The following is a 23050-nucleotide window of genomic DNA, read 5'->3' on the forward strand; positions in this document are numbered from 1 at the left end:
TCCGTTTTTTGTTCAGAAACATGAGGTGAATGACTTAGGTCGTCAGCGATTGAGCATTGCGCTGGAGCCGGAAGGAGGATTCGCGATGAACCTCGCGGCTTCGAGCAACGTGGCGACTATACCATCCGAATTTATCGTTTGTATAGCTTTGCCGTGGTTGTAGCCATACGGGACCGTCAAGGTCGCCATACCGGCTGCGCGGCCCGCAAGCGCGTCGTTCTCCGAGTCGCCGATCGCCACGGCTTCGCTCGGCGCGACGCCCATGGCATCGCAAGCCGTGAGCATCGGCAGCGGATCCGGCTTTTTGCGCGGTACGCTGTCGCCGCCGAGTACAACCGAAAAGTAGCGGGCGAGCCCGTACTTTTCGAGCAGCGCAACGGCGAAGCGATGCGGTTTGTTCGTCACGCAGGCGAGTTGAACGCCCGCTTGCGCCAGCGCCGCGAGCCCCGGCTCGACGCCGGGATAAAGCCGCGTGTGGCGGCCGTTCACTTCGGCATAGTGCGCCTGATAGCGATCGAGCGCCGCAGCGAAGCGATCTTCGGTTTCTTCAGGGGAAAACCGCGCGGACAGCACGGTGCGGATCAAGTGCTCCGAGCCCTTTCCGATATAGCCGATTACCTCGTCACGCGAGATCGGCCGCGCGTTAAGTTCGGCCAGCATGCCGTTCAGGCTTGCCGTGAAGTCGTCGACGGTATCGACCATCGTGCCGTCCAGATCGACGACGGCCGCTTTCAGACGGCGCGCGGCGAGGCTTGCGCCGGCATTCGACTCGCCGCTCATGCGCGGGTGTTGCCGACGGCGGCCAGTTCGCGACGCATTTCATCGATCACGGTGCGATAGTCGGGCTTGCCGAAAATCGCCGAGCCGGCCACGAAGGTATCGGCGCCGGCCGCGGCGATCTGAGCGATGTTCTCGACCTTCACGCCGCCATCGACCTCCAGATGGATCTCGCGGCCCGTGCGGGCTTGGTAGGCATCGATCCGCGCGCGTGCATCACGAAGCTTGTTGAGTGCTTCGGGAATGAACGATTGACCGCCGAATCCGGGATTGACCGACATGATCAGGATCAGATCGACGCGATCCATGACGTGATCCAAATAATTGAGCGGCGTCGCCGGATTGAACACGAGGCCCGCCTTGCAGCCGTGATCGCGGATCAGCGATAGCGTCCGATCGATATGGTCCGATCCTTCCGGATGGAAACTGATGAGATTCGCGCCGGCCTTGGCGAAATCGGGCACGATCCGATCGACCGGGCGGACCATCAAATGGACGTCGATGGGGGCCGTCACATGCGGACGGATCGCTTCGCATACCAGCGGGCCGATCGTCAGGTTCGGGACGTAATGGTTATCCATCACGTCGAAATGAATCCAGTCGGCGCCCGCGTCGATGACGTTGCGGACTTCCTCCCCGAGCTTCGCGAAGTCGGCGGAGAGAATGCTGGGAGCGATGCGAAATTGCGTCATGGCGTCAAATGCGAGAGGGCCGGGTGGCCGAGTAGGGCGCCGGGTACGGCGGATGGATGGCCGAGGCGCGAAAACCGCTATTTTACCGCGTCGCGCCGGCTCGGCGGGCCCCGTGCCCGGCGGTTGCGGCGCGGGGCTGCATCGATCAGAATGCGAAACCGGGGCTGCGGCCAAGCGAGCGCCTTGTGGCTTGGCCGGCCTCGATTCTCGAGAGAACGAAATAACGATGAGTCAGTATGAATTCAGCGTGTCCGCGCAGACGCGCTATTTGCCGGAGCAGTCCGACCCCGAGCGCCGGCAGTATGCATTCGCTTATACGTTGACGATCCGCAACACGGGCCAAGTGGCCGCGCAATTGATTGCGCGCCATTGGATCATCACCGACAGCGAGGACCATGTCCAAGAGGTGAAGGGCCTGGGCGTGGTCGGGCATCAGCCGCTGTTGCAGCCCGGCGAACAGTTCGAGTACACGAGTTGGGCCGTGATCGCCACGCCGGTCGGAACAATGCGCGGCGCTTACTTTTGTGTGGCCGACGATGGGGAACGATTCGACGCGCCCGTGCCTGAATTTGCGTTGCAGATGCCGCGCACGCTGCATTGAGCGCTGTGGGCGCCGGGCAGGCCAGGCGGTGAAGGGGCGCTTGCGTGGTGCAGGGCGGGCGTCGCTAGCCGTTTTTCTTTCTGCCGGACATCGTCCAGACGACGATGATCACGAGCAACGCGAGCGCGGCCAGCGCTTCCAGCGCGAAGATCAGCATCGGGTATTCGTCGAATAGTTCGGACATGGCGATTTCCATCAAGAGCGAACATTGTATGCGTATTTATTCGTCCTTCCTTGGCCCGGCGGCGGCGCTCTTGGCCGCGGCCTTGCTCGCCGCGTGCGGCTCAGGTGCCATTGTGCGGCCGGTGGCGCCGACGGGTGCCGGCGCGCCGGCACTGACCGGGGTACTGACACCGGGGCGGCTGACGCCCGTGGCCTGGCAGCAGGTACCGGGCTGGCAAGACGATTCGCTGATCGGCGCGGCCGCCGCGCTGCGCGAAAACTGTTTGCGTGTCGCGCAGCTGGTTACTTGGCGGCGCGCGTGCGCTGCTGCTTCGCATCTGGACGATCTCGATGCCGGCGCCACGCGTTCGTTCTTCGAAACCTATTTCACGCCGTTTCAACTCGCCAATGGCGACGGTTCGGTCGATGGGCTCGTCACGGGCTACTACGAGCCGCTGCTGCATGGCGCGCGAACCCGGGGCGGTCCTTATCAATTTCCGCTTTACCGTTGGCCGACTCGCTATCGCGCGGGCACGGCGCTGCCGCCGCGTGCCGATCTCGAGCGCTCGGGCGCGCTCGACGGTAACGAACTCGTTTGGGTAGACGATCCGATCGAGGCGTTTTTCTTGCAGGTGCAGGGTTCGGGGCGGATCGTGCTCGATGACGGCACGATGATGCGCGTCGGTTTCGGCGGGTCCAACAATCAGCCTTATCGATCGATCGGCCGCTGGCTGCTCGATCATGGCGAGATCACGCCGGCTCAGGCCACGATGCAAGGCATCAAGGCATGGGCACGCGCGAATCCGACGCGTGTGACGAGCTTGCTCGATACCAACCCGCGCTTTGTCTTTTTCCGCGATATGACGTCCACGCAGACCGTGTCGGCGGGCGGCGACGGTCCGATCGGCGCCTTGGGCGTACCGCTGACGCCGGAGCGTTCGATCGCGGTCGATCCCGCATCGATTCCGCTCGGCTCGGCCGTGTTCTTATCGACGACCCGGCCATTTTCGAACACCCCGATGAATCGCGTTGTCTTCGCTCAGGATACGGGCAGCGCGATTCGCGGCGGCGTGCGGGCCGATTACTTCTGGGGACTCGGCGACGATGCCGGCGATCTGGCCGGGAAGATGAAGCAGGGCGGGCGTATGTGGCTGCTGTTGCCTAATTCTTGATGCCGACGGGGGTCGACGGAAGCACCGGCGCCGGCTGACGCCTTCGCGCTCGGTACGCGCAAATCTGGCGAGGGGGAACGGCGACAGGCCGGCGTTGACCGGCCTTGCCGTTTTCCTCGGACGGTTAGATCGAACGCTTGTCGATAATCCGCTTGGCTTTGCCGACCGAGCGCTCGATGCCGTTCATCTCCAAAACGTTCACGATGGCCGTTACGCCGATCAGCGCTTTGATGTCGTAAGCCAACGCCGCTTTCGCAGCCGCGAGCGCCGCATTGTCGGCTCGTGTGTCGGGGCACGGTTCGACGTTTAGCGTCATGACGTCGAGCGGACCTTCCTTCGTGAGTACGATTTGATAGTGCGGTGCGAGCGCCGGCTGCTTGAGCAGCAACTCCTCGATCTGAGTCGGGAAGACGTTGACGCCGCGCACGATCATCATGTCGTCCGAGCGCCCCGTGATCTTTTCCATTCGCCGCATCGTGCGGGCTGTGCCGGGCAGCAGACGCGTGAGATCGCGCGTGCGATAGCGGATGATCGGCAGCGCCTCCTTGGTCAGCGAGGTGAATACAAGTTCGCCGAACTCGCCGTCAGGCAGTACTTCACCGGTGACCGGATCGATGATTTCGGGATAAAAGTGGTCTTCCCAAATCGTCGGGCCGTCCTTGGTCTCGACGCATTCGCAGGCCACGCCGGGGCCGATGACTTCCGATAGACCGTAGATATCGACCGCATCGATGCCCATGCGAGCCTCGATCGCGCGGCGCATGTCGTTCGTCCAAGGTTCCGCGCCGAAGATGCCTATACGCAGCGAGCTGCGGGCCGGATCGACGCCTTGGCGTTCGAGTTCGTCTGCAATCGACAGCATGTAGCTCGGCGTCACCATGATGATGTCGGGCTTGAAATCCTGGATCAATTGCACCTGCTTTTCCGTCTGACCGCCGCCGAACGGGATGACGGTCAGGCCCGCGCGCTCCGCGCCGTAGTGAGCGCCCAAGCCCCCCGTGAACAGCCCGTAGCCGTAGCTGATATGCACTTTGTCGCCGCGCCGCGCGCCGGCCGCGCGGATCGAACGCGCCACTAGATTGGCCCACGTGTCGATGTCGCGCGCGGTATAGCCGACGACGGTCGGCTTGCCGGTCGTGCCCGACGATGCGTGGATGCGCGAGATCCGCTCTTGCGGCACGGCGAACATCCCGAACGGATAGTTATCGCGCAGATCGCTTTTCGTCGTGAACGGAAAGCGCGAGAGATCCGCGAGCGTTTTGAGGTCGTCGGGGTGTACGCCCGCTTCGTCGAACTTGCGTCGATAGACGATCGAGTTCTCGTAAGCGTGCTTGAGCGTCCATTTCAGCCGTTCGAGCTGTAGGGCGGCGAGCTCGTCTCGGCTCGCGGTCTCGATCGGATCGAGCGGCAGCGCAGTGTTCATCGCATGTCTCCTCTGTCATAAAAAAATAGCTGCCCGCGGGCATGCGCAAAAGGCTGCCCGTTGCGTACGACACATGGCGTTTTCGCGAGCCGCCGTTCTCGCCGGCCGATGCCGGCGAGAACGGGCTCGGCGTTACGCTAGCGGAATCACGTGACCCTTGATGTGGGCGGATTTGCCGCGAAACAGGGCGACGGTTTCGCCCGCGCGGTTCGTGACGCGAATGTCGTAGATGCCGGTACGCCCGCTGACCGTTTGCTCGACGGCTTCGGCCGTGAGAACGTCGTCACCGTGTACGGGGCGCAAGAATTCGATCGAGCAGCCCGACGCCACGGTATTCACGTTATACGAGTTGCAGGCGAAAGCGAAGGTGGAGTCCGCGAGCGTGAAAATCAGCCCGCCGTGACAGATGCCGTGTCCGTTCAGGAAGTCCGGCCGCACGTTGGCGCGCATGCACGCGTAACCGGGCCTGACTTCGACAAGCTCGAAGCCGTGCGCGCGGCTACAGGCATCGGCCTCGTACATGGCGTGTCCGACCGCGCGAGCCAATTCGTCAGGAGATAGATGCTGCGATGCGGCTTGCTGGGGTGTAGCGTGTGAATCCGACGGCATATCAACGTCCCTCGAAACGCGGGGCGCGCTTTTGGATGAAGGCTTGGACGCCCTCGGCATAATCGAGCGAATTGCCGAGTTCGCGCTGAAGGTCGCGCTCGAGATCGAGCTGCTGATCGAGCGTGTGCGTCGTGCTGGCGCGCATGGCGCGCTTGATGGCGGCAATGGCTCGAGTCGGTTGTTGCGCCAACTTGGCCGCAAGGTCGGTCGCGCTAGCGAGCAGTTCGGCGTCGTCGACGACTTGCCAGATGAGTCCCCAGCGTTCGGCTTGCTCGGCGCCGATCTTGTCGCCGGTGATGGCAAGCCCGAGCGCACGGGCCATGCCCACGCGCTGCGGCAGGAACGCCGTGCCGCCGGAGTCGGGCACGAGGCCGATTTTGACGAACGATTGCGCGAAGCTGGCCGAGCGTCCTGCGATCGCAATGTCGCAGGCGAGGGCGAGGTTTGCGCCGGCGCCGGCCGCAATGCCGTTGACGGCTGCGATGACCGGCAGGGGCAATGCCTGGAGTCGGCGTACGAGCGGGTTGAATTGCTCCTCGATCACCGACCCGAGGTCGGTGATCGAGCCCGGTTCGAAATTCAGGTCGGCCAGATCCTGGCCCGCGCAAAAACCGCGTCCGGCGCCGGTGAGCACCAAGGCACGCACGCCGGCGCCGAGCGCCTCGTCGAGTCCCGCGTGCAGTTGCTCGTGCATGGCGCGCGTGAAGCTATTGAGCTTCTCGGGCCGGTTCAGCGTTATCGTGGCGAGATGCGCCGCTGCGTCGATTTCGACGCGAATCGCTTCGTATTGCATCGATCGTCTCCTCATTCGCTCCGATTCGCGGCCGGCCGTTGCATGGTCGACCGCGTCATGTCGATTACACGCGTTCGATGGCGAGGGCGATGCCCTGACCCACGCCGATGCACATCGTGCATAGCGCGTAGCGGCCACCGATGCGCTCGAGCTGGTGAAGCGCCGTGGTGATGAGCCGCGCGCCCGATGCGCCCAGCGGATGGCCGAGCGCGATCGCGCCGCCGTTCGGGTTGACGCGGGGATCGTCGTCGGCGACGCCGAGCATGCGCAGCACGGCCAGGCCTTGGGAGGCGAACGCCTCGTTCAACTCGATGACGTCGAATTGCGATAGCGACATCTCGAGCCGCTGCAACAGTTTTTGCGTGGCGGGTGCCGGTCCGATCCCCATGATGCGAGGTTCCACGCCGGCCGTTGCCATACCCAGCACGCGAGCGCGCCGGCGCAGTCCATATTGGGACGCGGCTTGCTCATTGGCGAGCAGCAGCGCGCACGCACCGTCGTTGACGCCCGATGCGTTTCCTGCCGTCACGGTGCCGTCGGGGCGCACGATGGCTTTCAGCTTGGCCAGCGCTTCGAGCGACGTTTCGCGCGGATGCTCGTCGCGCGTGACCAGCAACGGGTCGCCCTTCTTTTGCGCGATTTCGACGGGGACGATCTCTTGCCCCAGCGTGCCGTCTTGCTGTGCGCGAGCCGCTTTTTGCTGGCTGCGCAGCGCGAAGGCGTCTTGATCCGTGCGGCTGACGGAAAACTGGTCGGCGACGTTTTCGCCCGTCTCCGGCATCGAGTCGATGCCGTATTGCGCTTTTAGACGCGAATTGACGAAACGCCAGCCGATCGTCGTGTCGAAGATTTCGGCTTGCCGCGCGAATGCACTCGCCGCCTTACCCATGACAAAAGGCGCACGCGTCATGCTTTCGACGCCGCCCGCGATCATGAGCCTTGCTTCGCCGGATTTGAGCGCGCGCGCCGCGGAGCCGACGGCATCCATGCCCGAGCCGCAAAGACGGTTGAGCGTCGTGCCCGGCGCGTCGGTCGGCAACCCGGCCAACAGTGCGGCCATGCGCGCGACGTTGCGATTGTCTTCGCCCGCTTGATTCGCGCACCCGTAAATGATGTCGTCCAGCGCGCGCCAGTCGACGCCAGGGTTGCGCTCGATCAGCGCTTTAATCGGTACGGCGGCGAGATCGTCGGCGCGAACATCTTTCAGTGCGCCGCCGTAGCGGCCGATCGGGGTGCGAATGGCATCGCAAATATAAGCATCGGTCATTGGATGGCTTCCAGCGAACGGGGTCCCGTCACTGCGACGGGACCGATCGACTTGATATTAGTGCGAGCCGGTGCGCGGCTCTATTCGGCGGGGTGGACTATGCCGTTCGGCCGACTTCCGCGGGCAACTCGCGAGGTGCAACATGGATCCTGCTCTGAACCACGCGGAAGCGATTCGCCACGAACGCGGCGTCGGTCAGTGCTGCATTCGCGGCCGGATTGGCGCCGGTGCCGTGGAAGTCGGAGAACGCGGCCGATTGATTCACGAACACGCCGCCCGTGAGGTTGATCGACAGTGCGACGCCGCCCTCGATCGCCGCATCGTGCGCCGCTTCGATGGTCGCCTCGTCGGTGCTGTAGACGGATAGCGTCAGCGCACCGTGCTGGGCCGCGAGCGACCCGGCCAGCTCGAGCGATTGGCGCGTCGAATCCGTCGCGATGACGAACGAGATCGGGCCGAACCACTCGCCGCTGAACTTGGCCACGTCCTTGGCTGCATCTAGTTGGAGCAGCAGCGGCGTGCGTACGCGCGCGTTCGGGAACGCCGGATGTTCGAGCGTTTGGCTATCGGCCAGCACGCGCCCGAGCGAGCGCGCTTCATCGATCCGGTGCGCGACGCCTTCGTTCTGAATGGCGCCGATAAGTTCGACCGCGCGGGCCGGATCGCCGACGAGCTTTTGCACCGCGCCGGCGAGCGCTGCGGCCACTTCGTCGAAGCTGACGTGGCCTTCGGCGGTCTCGATACCGTCGCGCGGCACATAGATGTTCTGCGGAGCCGTGCACATTTGGCCCGAATACAGCGCAAGCGAGAAGGCAATGTTGCGCACCGCGGCTTTCAAATCGTCGACGGAATCGATGACGATTTGGTTCACGCCGGCCTTTTCGGTAAACACATGTGCCTGATGCGCGTGGTGTTCGAGCCAGGTGCCGTTTTGCGAGCTGCCCGTGAAGTCGATGAGCTTGATTTCGGGGCGTACGGCGAGATCTTGCACGAGCGCGCCGTCGTTCGGGTCGGTGGCGAGTAGCGTCACCACGTTGGGATCGAAGCCGGCTTCGCGCAGCACCTCTCGTGCGATCCGAACGGTGACGGCGAGCGGCAGGATCGCGCCCGGATGCGGCTTGACGATCACGGCGTTGCCCGTGGCCAGGTCGGCGAAGAGCCCCGGGTAGCCGTTCCAGGTCGGGAACGTGCAGCAACCGAGTACGAGGCCGATCCCACGCGGTACGACCGTATAGCGCTTATGCATGGCCAGCGGCGGGTTCTTGCCTTGAGGCTTTTCCCAGTGCGCGTCGGTCGGCACTCGGCGCAATTCGTTCCAGGCATAAGCGACGGCTTCGAGCGCACGGTCCTGCGCATGCGGGCCGCCGGCTTGGAAGGCCATCATGAATGCCTGGCCGGTGGTGTGCATGACGCTGTAGGCGATTTCGAAGCTCGCCCGGTTCAGTCGCGAAAGGATTTCGAGGCTCACGCCTACCCACGCTTCGGGGCCGGCTTTGCGCCAGCTTTGTTCGGCGGTGGTGGCGGCGGCAATCAGCGCATCGACGTCGACCTTAGGGTAGCGGACGCCAAGTGCGAAGCCGAACGGCGATTGCTCGGCGCCGACCCATTCGCCGGTGCTCGGTTGATCGAGCGCGAACGAGTGGTCGAGATGCGCTTTGAAGGCCTCTTCTCCGTCCGCGTTGCCGGTTTCCCCGTACACTTTGGGGCTCGGCATTTCCGCGAAAGGGCTCCAGTAGCCGCGCGAGCCGATGGCTTCGAGGGCGTGCTTCAGCGTGTCTTCGTGCTTCGCAAATAGAGGATGGGTCATAGCGAGACAGGGGGCAGGCCAGACGTTGGTGGGAGAGGGCCGGCAATTAAAAGAATCGTATCAATTAACCGACCGACCGGTTGGTTGGCGAATGTTAGCATTGTTTCCCGGCAGGCGCGAAAGCTTTTCTCGCCTGATCAATACCTAAGAGTAGGAGGATGAATGAGCTACGAAAACATTTTGGTCGAGACGCGCGGGCGCGTGGGTTTGGTGACTTTGAATCGCCCGAAGGCGTTGAACGCGCTGAACGATGCGTTGATGGACGAGCTGGGCGAGGCGCTCAAGGCGTTCGACGCCGACGACAACATCGGTGCGATCGTCGTGACCGGCAGCGAAAAGGCGTTCGCGGCGGGCGCCGATATCGGCATGATGGCCACCTATACATACATGGACGTGTACAAGGGCGACTACATCACCCGCAATTGGGAGACGATGCGCTCCATCCGTAAGCCGATCATTGCGGCGGTGGCGGGCTTCGCGCTCGGCGGCGGTTGTGAATTGGCCATGATGTGCGACATCGTCATTGCAGCCGACACGGCGAAATTCGGACAACCTGAAATCAAGCTCGGCGTGATGCCTGGTGCCGGCGGCACGCAGCGCCTGCCGCGCGCCGTGTCGAAAGCGAAGGCGATGGATATGTGTTTGACGGCGCGCTTCATGGATGCGGCCGAGGCGGAGCGAGCCGGGCTCGTCTCGCGCATCGTTCCGGCGGCCTCGCTGCTCGACGAGGCGTTGGCCGCGGCAAGCACGATCGCTGAGTTCCCCTTGCCTGCGGTCATGATGGTGAAGGAGTCGGTGAACAGCGCTTACGAAACGACGCTGGCCGAAGGCATCCGTTTCGAGCGGCGATTGTTCCACTCGTTGTTCGCGACGGAGGATCAGAAAGAGGGGATGGCTGCGTTCCTAGAGAAGCGCAAACCCGCGTTCAAAAATCGTTGACACAATTTCTTCAAAAACCGCTTGCGCGGTTCGGATAAGCCGCCTAGAATTGCGCCCTTTCGTGCAGTCAGTGTGACTGAACGAAGAGAAGCGAGGCCTTGTGGGGTGCGGTTTTCCGCGAGGTCGTCGTCAATAGTTCTTCAGCAAGCAGATGCAAGCGACGCGAAAAAAACTGTTGACGAGATGCAAAAGGTTCTGCATAATCTCGTTTCTCTGCTGCTGACGCAGCAACGCAAGACGGGCGGTACTGAGAAGAAGGTGTTCCGGTGCTGCTGACGGTTAAGCGACGCGATCTTTAAAAATTTACAGCCGATAAGTGTGGGCGCTTGATGGCGACGCAAGACGGATTCTTCGGGATCTGTCGAAAGCGAAAGTATCAAGTCTCACACAGTATTAGAGGAAGGTTTATCTGTCGAAAGACGGATTAATCATCGTCAGTACGTTGAGTGAGCGACCGGTTGGTAACACAACCGAAAACAGTAACAGGTATTGAACTGAAGAGTTTGATCCTGGCTCAGATTGAACGCTGGCGGCATGCCTTACACATGCAAGTCGAACGGCAGCACGGGGGCAACCCTGGTGGCGAGTGGCGAACGGGTGAGTAATACATCGGAACGTGTCCTAGAGTGGGGGATAGCCCGGCGAAAGCCGGATTAATACCGCATACGCTCGAGAGAGGAAAGCGGGGGATCTTCGGACCTCGCGCTCAAGGGGCGGCCGATGGCGGATTAGCTAGTTGGTGGGGTAAAGGCCTACCAAGGCGACGATCCGTAGCTGGTCTGAGAGGACGACCAGCCACACTGGGACTGAGACACGGCCCAGACTCCTACGGGAGGCAGCAGTGGGGAATTTTGGACAATGGGGGCAACCCTGATCCAGCAATGCCGCGTGTGTGAAGAAGGCCTTCGGGTTGTAAAGCACTTTTGTCCGGAAAGAAATCCTCTGGGTTAATACCTCGGGGGGATGACGGTACCGGAAGAATAAGCACCGGCTAACTACGTGCCAGCAGCCGCGGTAATACGTAGGGTGCGAGCGTTAATCGGAATTACTGGGCGTAAAGCGTGCGCAGGCGGTTCGCTAAGACCGATGTGAAATCCCCGGGCTTAACCTGGGAACTGCATTGGTGACTGGCGAGCTAGAGTGTGGCAGAGGGGGGTAGAATTCCACGTGTAGCAGTGAAATGCGTAGAGATGTGGAGGAATACCGATGGCGAAGGCAGCCCCCTGGGCTAACACTGACGCTCATGCACGAAAGCGTGGGGAGCAAACAGGATTAGATACCCTGGTAGTCCACGCCCTAAACGATGTCAACTAGTTGTTGGGGATTCATTTCCTTAGTAACGTAGCTAACGCGTGAAGTTGACCGCCTGGGGAGTACGGTCGCAAGATTAAAACTCAAAGGAATTGACGGGGACCCGCACAAGCGGTGGATGATGTGGATTAATTCGATGCAACGCGAAAAACCTTACCTACCCTTGACATGGACGGAATCTTGCTGAGAGGTGAGAGTGCTCGAAAGAGAACCGTCGCACAGGTGCTGCATGGCTGTCGTCAGCTCGTGTCGTGAGATGTTGGGTTAAGTCCCGCAACGAGCGCAACCCTTGTCTCTAGTTGCTACGAAAGGGCACTCTAGAGAGACTGCCGGTGACAAACCGGAGGAAGGTGGGGATGACGTCAAGTCCTCATGGCCCTTATGGGTAGGGCTTCACACGTCATACAATGGTCGGAACAGAGGGTTGCCAACCCGCGAGGGGGAGCTAATCCCAGAAAACCGATCGTAGTCCGGATTGCACTCTGCAACTCGAGTGCATGAAGCTGGAATCGCTAGTAATCGCGGATCAGCATGCCGCGGTGAATACGTTCCCGGGTCTTGTACACACCGCCCGTCACACCATGGGAGTGGGTTTTACCAGAAGTGGCTAGTCTAACCGCAAGGAGGACGGTCACCACGGTAGGATTCATGACTGGGGTGAAGTCGTAACAAGGTAGCCGTATCGGAAGGTGCGGCTGGATCACCTCCTTTCTCGAGCTTAAGCGTCACAAGTTAAGCGTCCACAACTTATCGGCTGTAGATCAAGACAGACTCAGGGGTCTGTAGCTCAGTCGGTTAGAGCACCGTCTTGATAAGGCGGGGGTCGTTGGTTCGAATCCAACCAGACCCACCATTGTCTGCGGTGTGAGCGAACAAGCCCTAGAGTCTCATAAGTCTGTGCCTGGGGGCATAGCTCAGCTGGGAGAGCACCTGCTTTGCAAGCAGGGGGTCGTCGGTTCGATCCCGTCTGCCTCCACCAATCACTAATGACAAGTGTTCGATCTTGTATCGAGTTTTTGTCATTGGCGATTGAGCCAGTCAGAGCGACTGAAGGTATGAGTCGGCTGTCGATCTTTAACAATCTGGAAGAAGTAGTAATGGATATTGGAAGCGTCTATGAGATGGACGTGGAAGATATCATGGGTAGTGATTGTATCAATGTATTTAAAGTGATCGAAAGATGACTTGGAATACGGCACAACGCGAGAACTCAAACCTGTAGTGCGAGTGTCTAGCTTCTTCGGAAGCGTAAGACGCTCTCGTTATAGGGTCAAGCGAACAAGTGCATGTGGTGGATGCCTTGGCGATCACAGGCGATGAAGGACGCGGTAGCCTGCGAAAAGCCCCGGGGAGCTGGCAAACGAGCTTTGATCCGGGGATGTCCGAATGGGGAAACCCACTCCGAATGGAGTATCCATAGCTGAATACATAGGCTATGCGAAGCGAACGCGGTGAACTGAAACATCTAAGTAACCGCAGGAAAAGAAATCAACCGAGATTCCCAAAGTAGTGGCGAGCGAAATGGGAAGAGCCTGTACGTGTTATCTGTGTTGTTAGCTGAACGCTCTGGAAAGTGCGGCCATAGCAGGTGATAGCCCTGTAAGCGAAAACAGCGTGGAAGAACTAGGCGTACGACAAGTAGGGCGGGACACGTGAAATCCTGTCTGAAGATGGGGGGACCATCCTCCAAGGCTAAATACTCGTGATCGACCGATAGTGAACCAGTACCGTGAGGGAAAGGCGAAAAGAACCCCGGGAGGGGAGTGAAATAGATCCTGAAACCGCATGCATACAAACAGTCGGAGCCTCGTAAGGGGTGACGGCGTACCTTTTGTATAATGGGTCAGCGACTTACGTTCAGTAGCAAGCTTAACTGATTAAGGCAGGCGTAGCGAAAGCGAGTCCGAATAGGGCGTTCAGTTGCTGGGCGTAGACCCGAAACCAAGTGATCTATCCATGGCCAGGTTGAAGGTGCGGTAACACGTACTGGAGGACCGAACCCACTAACGTTGAAAAGTTAGGGGATGAGCTGTGGATAGGGGTGAAAGGCTAAACAAACTTGGAAATAGCTGGTTCTCTCCGAAAACTATTTAGGTAGTGCCTCGTGTATCACCTTCGGGGGTAGAGCACTGTCATGGTTGAAGGGTCCATTGCGGATTACTTCGCCATAGCAAACTCCGAATACCGAAGAGTGCAATCACGGGAGACAGACATCGGGTGCTAACGTCCGGTGTCAAGAGGGAAACAACCCAGACCGCCAGCTAAGGTCCCCAAATATAGCTAAGTGGGAAACGAAGTGGGAAGGCTAAAACAGTCAGGAGGTTGGCTTAGAAGCAGCCACCCTTTAAAGAAAGCGTAATAGCTCACTGATCGAGTCGTCCTGCGCGGAAGATGTAACGGGGCTAAGCTATATACCGAAGCTGCGGATGCGTGCTTGCACGCATGGTAGGAGAGCGTTCCGTAAGCCTGCGAAGGTGCATTGTAAAGTGTGCTGGAGGTATCGGAAGTGCGAATGCTGACATGAGTAGCGATAAAGGGGGTGAAAGGCCCCCTCGCCGTAAGCCCAAGGTTTCCTACGCAACGTTCATCGGCGTAGGGTGAGTCGGCCCCTAAGGCGAGGCAGAAATGCGTAGCTGATGGGAAGCAGGTCAATATTCCTGCACCATTGTTAGATGCGATGGGGGGACGGATCGCGGAAGGTTGTCCGGGTGTTGGAAGTCCCGGTCGCTGCATTGGAGAAGGTGCTTAGGCAAATCCGGGCACGTAATTCAAGGGTGTGGCGCGAGCGGCTTTAAGCTGCGAAGCAATCGGAAGTGGTTCCAAGAAAAGCCTCTAAGCTTCAGTCTAACAGTGACCGTACCGCAAACCGACACAGGTGGGCGAGATGAGTATTCTAAGGCGCTTGAGAGAACTCGGGAGAAGGAACTCGGCAAATTGGTACCGTAACTTCGGGATAAGGTACGCCCTTGTAGCTTAACTGGCCTGCGCCAGAAGGGTGAAAGGGTTGCAATAAACTGGTGGCTGCGACTGTTTAATAAAAACACAGCACTCTGCAAACACGAAAGTGGACGTATAGGGTGTGACGCCTGCCCGGTGCCGGAAGATTAAATGATGGGGTGCAAGCTCTTGATTGAAGTCCCGGTAAACGGCGGCCGTAACTATAACGGTCCTAAGGTAGCGAAATTCCTTGTCGGGTAAGTTCCGACCTGCACGAATGGCGTAACGATGGCCACACTGTCTCCTCCCGAGACTCAGCGAAGTTGAAGTGTTTGTGATGATGCAATCTCCCCGCGGCTAGACGGAAAGACCCCATGAACCTTTACTGTAGCTTTGCATTGGACTTTGAACCGATCTGTGTAGGATAGGTGGGAGGCTATGAAACCGGAACGCTAGTTTCGGTGGAGCCGTCCTTGAAATACCACCCTGGTTTGTTTGAGGTTCTAACCTTGGCCCGTAATCCGGGTCGGGGACAGTGCATGGTAGGCAGTTTGACTGGGGCGGTCTCCTCCCAAAGTGTAACGGAGGAGTACGAAGGTACGCTAGGTACGGTCGGAAATCGTGCTGATAGTGCAATGGCATAAGCGTGCTTAACTGCGAGACCGACAAGTCGAGCAGGTGCGAAAGCAGGTCATAGTGATCCGGTGGTTCTGTATGGAAGGGCCATCGCTCAACGGATAAAAGGTACTCTGGGGATAACAGGCTGATACCGCCCAAGAGTTCATATCGACGGCGGTGTTTGGCACCTCGATGTCGGCTCATCTCATCCTGGGGCTGTAGCCGGTCCCAAGGGTATGGCTGTTCGCCATTTAAAGAGGTACGTGAGCTGGGTTTAAAACGTCGTGAGACAGTTTGGTCCCTATCTGCCGTGGGCGTTGGATATTTGAAGGGGGCTGCTCCTAGTACGAGAGGACCGGAGTGGACGAACCTCTGGTGTACCGGTTGTCACGCCAGTGGCATCGCCGGGTAGCTATGTTCGGAAGAGATAACCGCTGAAAGCATCTAAGCGGGAAACTCGCCTTAAGATGAGATATCCCCGGGGACGCCGATCCCCTTGAAGGGTCGTTCGAGACCAGGACGTTGATAGGTCGGGTGTGTACATGCAGTAATGCATTTAGCTAACCGATACTAATTGCCCGTACGGCTTGATCCTATAACAAGTGCGTTTTGCGATTCGCACAGGTTTGAGCGCGTAGTGCCACACAATCGCTGCCCAAGCGACATTACACCGAGCCCACCGCTCGATACTTCTTCCCAGATTGGCTGTGGCGCCCTGCGCGACACAGCAACAAGTCATGCCTGATGACCATAGCGAGTTGGTACCACCCCTTCCCATCCCGAACAGGACCGTGAAACGACTCCACGCCGATGATAGTGCGGATTGCCCGTGTGAAAGTAGGTAATCGTCAGGCTGTTCTATTGAAAAACCCCCGATAGCACACCGCTGTCGGGGGTTTTTGCTTTGCGCGGCGAATTTGCGTCGCAAGTCAGCTTCGAAACGACTAGTTGCTCCCCGCGAACCGCGCTCACCAGTTCTGCACCGGCGAGCGCCCATCCTGTTTACCGCGTGATCCCTTCCGCGAGATACCGCTCGGCGAGTCTTACCCAGTACGTCGTGCCGATGGGCAGCAATTCGTCGTTGAAATCGTAGCTGGCGTTATGCAGCATGCACGGACCAGCGCCATGGCCCGCATCGCGATGTCGGCCGTCCCCATTCCCGAGGAATGCATAGCAACCGGGTTTGGCCTGCAACATGAAGGCAAAGTCTTCGGCACCCATCGTCGGTTCTGTATGCGCTTCGACATTCTGCGCACCGGCGATTTCGCGCATTACCTCGACGGCGAAACGCGTTTCGTCGCTGCTGTTGATCGTCGGCGGGTAATTGCGATTGAACGTGACCGTGGCCGAGCAATCGAACGCGGACGCCGTCACTTCGGCCACTTTGGACATTCTCGATTCGATCAGATCTAGGGTTTCGGTCGTGAATGTGCGCACGGTGCCGGCGAGCCATGCATCGCTCGGGATCACGTTGACCGCGTCGCCCGCGTGGATTTGCGTGATCGAAAGCACGGCGGTATCGATCGGTTTCTTGTTTCGCGTGATGATGCTTTGCAGCGCGTTGCCGATCTGGATGGCAGCGAATACGGGATCGCAACCGTTATGCGGCATCGCCGCGTGCGCGCCGACGCCTTTCACATCGATGCGAAATTCGTTGCTCGACGCCATGATCGGACCTTCGGTTACCCCAAAGGTACCCGCCGGCATCCCCGGCCAATTGTGAATGCCGAACACCGCATCGACGGGAAATTGCTCGAATAGGCCGTCTTCGATCATGGCGCGAGCGCCCGCGCCACCTTCTTCCGCCGGCTGAAAAATGAACACGATCGTGCCGTCGAATTGACCGTGCATCGCCAAATAGCGAGCCGCGCCAAGCAGCATGGCCGTGTGCCCGTCGTGCCCGCAGGCGTGCATCTTTCCGGGTGCCTGCGATCGATGTTCGAACGTGTTGATCTCTTGAATGGGCAAGGCGTCCATGTCGGCCCGCAATCCGATCGAGCGTGTACCGGTTCCTCGCTGAAGCACGCCTACGACACCGGTCTTACCCAACCCGCGCCGGACCCGTAACCCCCATTTTTCGAGCGACTGAGCAACGAGTTCTGCGGTGCGCGTCTCTTCATAGCGCAACTCGGGATGGGCGTGGATGCTTCGTCGCAGCGATTGGATTTCGTCTCGCGCGGCCAGGACTTCAGGAATGAGTTTCATGATGCGTTCGACAGTGGGATGGGGTTCTAGAACTAAAATAGGCATAGGTATCGAACGATCCATTCTACGCTCAACGCCGTCACGACAATTTGGTAGGGGTTCCTGACGCGAACGTAATAGAATCACCGGCCTACCGCAGCACCCTCCCTTAACGGAACGCAGTGATGAATGCGCCCACCGAATTTGCCCGCGCTGTTTGCCCCCACGATTGTCCCGATACTTGCGTGATGCGGGTCACCGTCGCCGATGGCAAGGCCATCAAGGTCACAGGCGACCCCGATCACCCGCCTACTCAGGGCGTGCTCTGTACAAAAGTAAGCCGCTACGCCGAGCGGACCCACCATGCGCAGCGCTTGACCACGCCGCTGAAACGTATCGGCCGCAAGGGCGAGGGCCGTTTCGAGCCGATCAGCTGGGACGAGGCACTCGACCTCGCGGCGGGGCGGCTATCCGAAATCGTTAGCCGCGAGCCGCAGGCGCTCCTGCCATATAGCTACGCGGGCACCATGGGGCTCGTTCAAGGCGAAAGCATCGCACAGCGCTTCTTTCACAAGCTGGGCGCATCGCGGCTCGATCGCGCGATCTGTTCGGCCGCCGGCATGGCGGGACTCAAATATACCTATGGCGCGTCATTGGGGATGCATCTCGAATTCTTCGAGGAAAGCGAGCTGATCCTTATATGGGGTGCCAATCCCATCGCTTCGAGTCTGCATTTTTGGACGCGCGCCCAGGAGGCCAAGCGGCGCGGCGCCCGCCTTATCGCCATCGACCCATATCGCTCGCTGACGGCCGAAAAGTGTCATCAGCACATCGCGTTGCGTCCCGGTACCGACGGTGCGTTCGCGCTAGGAATGATGCACGTGCTGATCGCGGAGGATCTGGTCGATCACGAATACGTCGCCGCGCATACGGTGGGATTCGAGGCGCTGAAGGAACGTGCGTCCGCCTATTCGCCGGCGCGCGTCGCGCAAATTTGCGGCGTCGACGAACAAGAGCTCATCGAGCTTGCTCGGCTCTACGGCAAGACGCGTAAAGCGTCCATTCGTGTGAACTACGGTATGCAGCGAGTGCGCGGTGGAGGCAACGCCACGCGCGCGATCGCCTGTTTGCCGTCGTTGACCGGGGCTTGGCGCGACCGAGCCGGTGGCTTGTTGATGTCGACGTCGGGGTGGGTGCCCTTCGATAACGCGGCGTTGCAGCGTCCCGATTTGATGCCGGGTTGGCCCACGCAGTTGCCTCGCGTCATCAACATGAATGCGATCGGCGATGCGTTGCTTCATGAGGGAGACGCCTCATTCGGTCCGAAAATCGAGGCCCTGATCGTCTATAACTCGAATCCCGTCGCCGTGGCGCCGGATTCGGCACGCGTCGCCGCGGGCTTTGCACGCGAGGACTTGTTCACCATCGTTCTCGAGCACTTTCAGACGGATACCGCCGATTACGCGGACCTCGTGTTGCCCGCTACGACGCAGCTCGAGCATTTCGATGTTCACCGGGCATACGGCCATACCTATGTCATGGTCAATCAACCGGCGATCGAGCCGGTCGGCCAAGCGCGTCCGAACACCGAGATTTTCAGGGGACTCGCACGCCGCATGGGGCTCGACGACCCTGCGCTGTTCGAGAGCGACGAGGCAGTCGGGCGGGCAGCCCTGCGCTGGGACGATCCCACGCTCGAGGGCGTCGATTGGGCGAAGCTGAACGAAGAGGGTTGGGCCAAGCTGAAACTTCCCGATGCACCGTTCGCGGAAGGCGGCTTTAGAACGCCATCGGGCAAGTGCGAATTCGCCAGTTCGGTGCTGGCCGCCGAAGGCAAAGATCCGCTCCCGGATTACTTGCCGCCGTATGAGTCCCGTGACGGTTCGCCCGAGCTTGCAGCGCGCTATCCGCTCGCGATGATTTCGCCGCCCGCCCGCAATTTTCTGAACAGCACGTTCGTCAACGTCGACAGCCTGCGCGAAGTCGAGCGTGAGCCGCATCTGGACATTCATCCGACGGATGCGGCCGAACGCGGGATCCGCGACGGAGACGACGTTCGTATTCGAAACGACCGCGGCGCATTCGTCGCGCGCGCCCGCGTGACCGCTCGCGCGCGCGAGGGAGTCGTCGTCGGATTGTCGATTTGGTGGAAGAAGCTTGCACCGGATGGGTGCAATGCGAACCAAGTGACGAGCCAAGCGTTGACCGACCTCGGCGGCTCAGCGACCTTTTACGATTGCCTTGTCGAAGTAGAACGCCTTGATGTCTGAATGTTGCGCAAGCGGTTTTCTCGAAGTTCGAATTCGATATCTAATCCGGTTGTTTCGAGAGAGGCGACCGGCTAGGATTCATTTTTTAGCACGACCATTCGAAAAGTAAGGGAGACGCCGCATGGAAAAAGTTTGGTTGAAGTCGTACCCGCCCGGCGTCCCCGCCGAGATCGACCCGTCCGCTTATGCGTCGGTCGGTGAATTGTTGGAAGAAAGTTTCCGGCAATACCGCACGTCGCCGGCGTTTGCCTGTATGGGCAAGTCGATTACGTACGGCGAGCTCGACACGCTTTCGCACAAAGTCGCCGCATGGCTCCAGTCGAAGGGGCTCGCTCGCGGGGCGCGCGTCGCGATCATGATGCCGAATGTCCTGCAATATCCGGTCGTGCTGGCTGCCGTATTGCGCGCGGGCTATGTCGTAGTCAACGTCAATCCGCTTTACACGCCGCGCGAGCTCGAACATCAGCTCAAGGACAGCGGCGCCGAGGCCATCGTATTGCTCGAGAATTTCGCGGTAACGCTGCAAGCCGTCGTGCGCAGCACCGCGATCAAGCATGTGGTCGTCGCGTCGATGGGCGACTTGATGGGCGCCAAGGGTTTGATCGTCAACTTCGTGGTCCGGCGCGTGAAGAAGATGGTGCCGGCTTGGAGTCTTCCCGGTCACGTCAAATTCAACGATATCGTCGCAGAGGGCGGCCGTTTGTCTTTCACGGCGGCCGAATTGACGCGAAACGACGTCGCATTCCTTCAGTACACCGGCGGTACGACAGGCGTCGCGAAAGGCGCGACGCTGACTCACGGCAATATCGTCGCGAACGTCCTGCAATCCGCGGCATGGCATGAGCCGGCCCACGCGCTGCATGCCGACGTTAAGCAAATCGTCAATGTCATTGCCCTCCCGCTTTATCACATCTATGCGCTTACGGTTTGCGCATTGCTGACCATTCGCACGGGGGGCCTCGGCGTGTTGATCCCCAATCCGCGCGACATCGGCGGCATGATCAAGCAGCTTCAAGGCTACGCGATCAATACGTTCCCGGCGGTCAATACCCTGTACAACGCGATGCTCAACCATCCGGACTTCGGCAAGCTCGATTTTTCGAAGCTGCTGGTGGCCAATGCCGGCGGGATGGCGTTGCAAGAAGCGGTGGCCAAGCGTTGGTACGAGCGCACGCATGTGCCCGTGATCGAAGGGTACGGTTTGTCGGAAACCTCGCCGAGCGCGTGCTGCAATCCCGTCACGGCAACGGAGTTCAGCGGCACGATCGGCTTGCCGATCCCCTCGACCGAACTTTCGATTCGCGACGACGACGGCAACGAAATGCCCATCGGTCAGCCCGGCGAAATCTGCATCCGCGGTCCGCAGGTGATGGCCGGCTATTGGAATCGCCCGGACGAAACGGCCAAGGTGATGACGGCCGACGGCTTCTTCAAAACGGGCGACGTCGGCATCATGGACGAGCGCGGGTATTTCAAGATCATCGATCGCAAGAAGGACATGATTCTCGTCTCGGGATTCAACGTCTATCCGAACGAAATCGAAGACGTCGTGGCCAAGCATCCGGGCGTGCTGGAAGTCGCCGCCGTGGGCGTGCCCGACGAGCACTCGGGGGAGGCGGTCAAGCTCGTCATCGTGAAACGGGACCCCGCGCTCACGCAGGCCGATGTCGTCGCGTTTTGCAAGGAGCAGCTGACGGGCTATAAGCGGCCGAAGATCGTCGAGTTCCGCACCGAACTGCCTAAGACGAACGTCGGCAAGATCTTGCGCCGCGAATTGCGCGATGCCCCCGTGGCTCGCCCGGCCGCGGCGGTGGCTCAAGAACGTAGCGCGTAGGTGCCGCGGCGCGGCAAAAGCGCCCATGCTATATGCATTGCGCAACATCGTCTAAAATGCACGATTGACTGCGGTTTTGCTCTGAACTAATCATTTGCCATCTCGTTGGCACGAGCAACCGCAGGAAGGTGCCGCAGGGCGTGCCTCTCCCGGCCGCCCGATTGCTGCACCGCATGGAGAGTGCAATGACGTTGGACGAGTTGATCACCGAGTTTGACCGTGGGCTGCGTTCTATCGCGGGCGTGAGCCGTATGAGCCGGCCTGTTCCGCAGCCCCCATCCGAGCCGCTCGATACGGCCGCCGCTCCGGCGCCCGAAATGACCCTCGCCGAACGCGCGCATTCGGCAGGACTCATGCGCGTGAACCACGTCGGGGAAATTTGCGCGCAGGCGCTGTATCAGGCGCAGAAACTCGCCACGCGTACCCCCACGCTGAAAACGGCGTTCGAGCACGCGGCCCAAGAGGAAGAAGACCACCTCGCATGGACGGCGTCGCGACTGCGCGAACTCGATTCGCGTCCCAGTCTGCTCAATCCTCTTTGGTATACGGGGGCGCTTGCGATCGGTTTCGCGGCCGGATGCTTCGGCGACAAGGCGAGCTTGGGTTTCATGGCCGAAACCGAACGCCAGGTCGAACGGCACTTGGAGGGGCATTTGAGCACGTTGCCCGAAGGCGATCGCCATTCGCGCGCGATCGTCTCGCAAATGCGCGACGACGAACGTTCGCACGGTCAATCGGCCACGGACGCCGGCGGTGTGGAACTGCCGATGCCGGTGCGGTCATTGATGCGCGCCGCGTCCAAAGTCATGACGCAAACGGCTTACTATATTTAACCGCGCAGTGGGAGCGGCGCGCTCGCGCCGCTCGTCGATTCAACCCGATCCAATCCGCTTTCTCATCCCGCCCTTGATCGCACCGAGTGCTTGCCGCGCCGGTGTGCGCCGCGAGCTTTTCACGTATCACATTCACAAAATGCAGTAGTTCATTCTTTTATAACGTTTTTCGGTTTCTCACCTTGCATGAAGGGCCTCACGTAAGTCCTTGTTCTTACAAACAAAATTCACCGAAAAAACGGCTTTCTCCCTTGACCGCCTTGGGGCCTTACTCTAAAGTGGGAGACAGTGTGAGAAAGTGTATTTTTGTGGATTGTTCGGATCATTCCGGACCGTTTTCGAGGGATGGGGCGTAGGGCTCCGAAGGGGAGAGAAGGGTGTTTCAAGGGGCGTCGGCGCTGACGCTCGATGCGAAGGGGCGGATGTCCGTGCCCTCTCGGTATCGCGAGGCGCTGCAAGGCGAGGCACAAGGACGGGTGACGCTCACGAAGCACCCGGACGGCTGCCTATTGCTGTTCCCCCGTCCCGAATGGGAAATCTTCCGCACCAAGATCGCTGCGTTGCCGATGGATGCACATTGGTGGCGGCGCATTTTTCTCGGTAACGCCTCCGACGTCGATCTCGATAGCGCGGGACGCATTCTCGTCTCGCCGGAATTGCGCATGGCCGCAGGGCTGGAAAAGGAAATCATGTTGCTCGGCATGGGAAGCCACTTCGAACTGTGGGATGCGCAGACCTACGCCGCCAAGGAACAGGCGGCCATGGCGCAAGGGATGCCCGACGCGCTGAAGAATTTCACGTTTTGATCGCGGGTTGAAATA

General features: G+C 60.1%; 15 protein-coding genes, 2 tRNA genes and 3 rRNA genes. 12 read left to right on the forward strand and 8 right to left on the reverse strand.

Annotation, left to right across the window (positions count from 1 at the left end; genetic code table 11):
- Positions 1–42 precede the first annotated feature (42 nt).
- Entirely contained in the window at positions 43–780 is a 738-nt protein-coding gene (locus AB1286_RS14730) for a phosphoglycolate phosphatase (RefSeq protein ID WP_430363964.1), read from the reverse strand.
- Positions 777–1469 (reverse strand): ribulose-phosphate 3-epimerase, encoded by a 693-nt coding sequence (gene rpe / locus AB1286_RS14735; protein ID WP_430363965.1) that lies wholly within the window; start codon positions 1467–1469, stop codon positions 777–779. The genes AB1286_RS14730 and rpe overlap by 4 nt, the downstream gene beginning before the upstream one ends.
- 226 nt (positions 1470–1695) lie before the next feature.
- Between rpe and apaG the strand changes: the two genes are divergently transcribed.
- Positions 1696–2070: a Co2+/Mg2+ efflux protein ApaG gene (gene apaG / locus AB1286_RS14740; protein WP_430363966.1), complete on the forward strand. Its 375-nt coding sequence runs from the start codon at positions 1696–1698 to the stop codon at positions 2068–2070.
- 155 nt (positions 2071–2225) lie between these two features.
- Positions 2226–3404, forward strand: coding sequence for a murein transglycosylase A (gene mltA / locus AB1286_RS14745; protein WP_430365073.1), 1179 nt, complete (start codon positions 2226–2228; stop codon positions 3402–3404).
- A 124-nt stretch (positions 3405–3528) separates the two neighbouring features.
- Here the strand turns inward: mltA and paaK are convergent, their stop codons facing one another.
- The 5 genes from paaK to paaN form a co-directional block, all read right to left on the reverse strand.
- Positions 3529–4827 carry a phenylacetate--CoA ligase PaaK gene (gene paaK, locus AB1286_RS14750; RefSeq protein ID WP_430363967.1) on the reverse strand — a complete coding sequence of 433 codons (1299 nt, stop codon included), beginning with the start codon at positions 4825–4827 and terminating at the stop codon, positions 3529–3531.
- A gap of 132 nt (positions 4828–4959) precedes the next feature.
- Entirely contained in the window at positions 4960–5436 is a 477-nt protein-coding gene (gene paaI / locus AB1286_RS14755) for a hydroxyphenylacetyl-CoA thioesterase PaaI (RefSeq protein WP_430363968.1), read from the reverse strand.
- A gap of 1 nt (position 5437) precedes the next feature.
- Positions 5438–6229 (reverse strand): 2-(1,2-epoxy-1,2-dihydrophenyl)acetyl-CoA isomerase PaaG, encoded by a 792-nt coding sequence (gene paaG / locus AB1286_RS14760; protein WP_430363969.1) that lies wholly within the window; start codon positions 6227–6229, stop codon positions 5438–5440.
- A 64-nt stretch (positions 6230–6293) separates the two neighbouring features.
- Positions 6294–7496: a 3-oxoadipyl-CoA thiolase gene (gene pcaF, locus AB1286_RS14765; protein ID WP_430363970.1), complete on the reverse strand. Its 1203-nt coding sequence runs from the start codon at positions 7494–7496 to the stop codon at positions 6294–6296.
- Positions 7497–7593: 97 nt separating this feature from the next.
- Positions 7594–9303 (reverse strand): phenylacetic acid degradation protein PaaN, encoded by a 1710-nt coding sequence (gene paaN / locus AB1286_RS14770; protein ID WP_430363971.1) that lies wholly within the window; start codon positions 9301–9303, stop codon positions 7594–7596.
- A gap of 162 nt (positions 9304–9465) precedes the next feature.
- On the opposite strand from paaN, the gene AB1286_RS14775 reads away from it, so the two are divergent.
- The 6 genes from AB1286_RS14775 to rrf all read left to right on the forward strand — a co-directional run bounded on the left by AB1286_RS14775 (position 9466) and on the right by rrf (position 15962).
- Positions 9466–10242: an enoyl-CoA hydratase gene (locus AB1286_RS14775; RefSeq protein WP_430363972.1), complete on the forward strand. Its 777-nt coding sequence runs from the start codon at positions 9466–9468 to the stop codon at positions 10240–10242.
- Positions 10243–10733: 491 nt separating this feature from the next.
- Positions 10734–12264 (forward strand): 16S ribosomal RNA (locus AB1286_RS14780).
- 65 nt (positions 12265–12329) lie between these two features.
- Positions 12330–12406 (forward strand) — tRNA-Ile (locus tag AB1286_RS14785).
- Between the two features lie 50 nt (positions 12407–12456).
- Positions 12457–12532: transfer RNA gene (locus AB1286_RS14790), tRNA-Ala, on the forward strand.
- 289 nt (positions 12533–12821) lie between these two features.
- Positions 12822–15703: ribosomal RNA gene (locus AB1286_RS14795) — 23S ribosomal RNA — on the forward strand.
- A 145-nt stretch (positions 15704–15848) separates the two neighbouring features.
- Positions 15849–15962 (forward strand): 5S ribosomal RNA (gene rrf, locus AB1286_RS14800).
- Together the 16S, 23S and 5S rRNA genes with 2 tRNA genes alongside form the textbook arrangement of a ribosomal RNA operon.
- Before the next feature lie 148 nt (positions 15963–16110).
- Here rrf and AB1286_RS14805 read toward each other — a convergent pair.
- Complete coding sequence (locus AB1286_RS14805) at positions 16111–17313, reverse strand: M20 aminoacylase family protein (RefSeq protein ID WP_430363973.1); 1203 nt, start codon at positions 17311–17313, stop codon at positions 16111–16113.
- A gap of 164 nt (positions 17314–17477) precedes the next feature.
- On the opposite strand from AB1286_RS14805, the gene AB1286_RS14810 reads away from it, so the two are divergent.
- From AB1286_RS14810 to mraZ, 4 genes are all read left to right on the forward strand, one after another.
- Complete coding sequence (locus AB1286_RS14810) at positions 17478–19562, forward strand: molybdopterin-containing oxidoreductase family protein (protein ID WP_430363974.1); 2085 nt, start codon at positions 17478–17480, stop codon at positions 19560–19562.
- Between the two features lie 121 nt (positions 19563–19683).
- Positions 19684–21396, forward strand: a complete 1713-nt coding sequence (locus AB1286_RS14815) for a long-chain fatty acid--CoA ligase (protein WP_430363975.1) — start codon at positions 19684–19686, stop codon at positions 21394–21396.
- A 185-nt stretch (positions 21397–21581) separates the two neighbouring features.
- Positions 21582–22229 (forward strand): 2-polyprenyl-3-methyl-6-methoxy-1,4-benzoquinone monooxygenase, encoded by a 648-nt coding sequence (coq7, locus tag AB1286_RS14820; RefSeq protein ID WP_430363976.1) that lies wholly within the window; start codon positions 21582–21584, stop codon positions 22227–22229.
- Between the two features lie 377 nt (positions 22230–22606).
- Positions 22607–23035: a division/cell wall cluster transcriptional repressor MraZ gene (gene mraZ / locus AB1286_RS14825; RefSeq protein ID WP_121277287.1), complete on the forward strand. Its 429-nt coding sequence runs from the start codon at positions 22607–22609 to the stop codon at positions 23033–23035.
- The last annotated feature ends 15 nt before the right edge of the window (positions 23036–23050 follow it).

The sequence above is a fragment of the Trinickia sp. NRRL B-1857 genome (genome assembly GCF_050470685.1).
GTDB lineage: Bacteria > Pseudomonadota > Gammaproteobacteria > Burkholderiales > Burkholderiaceae > Trinickia.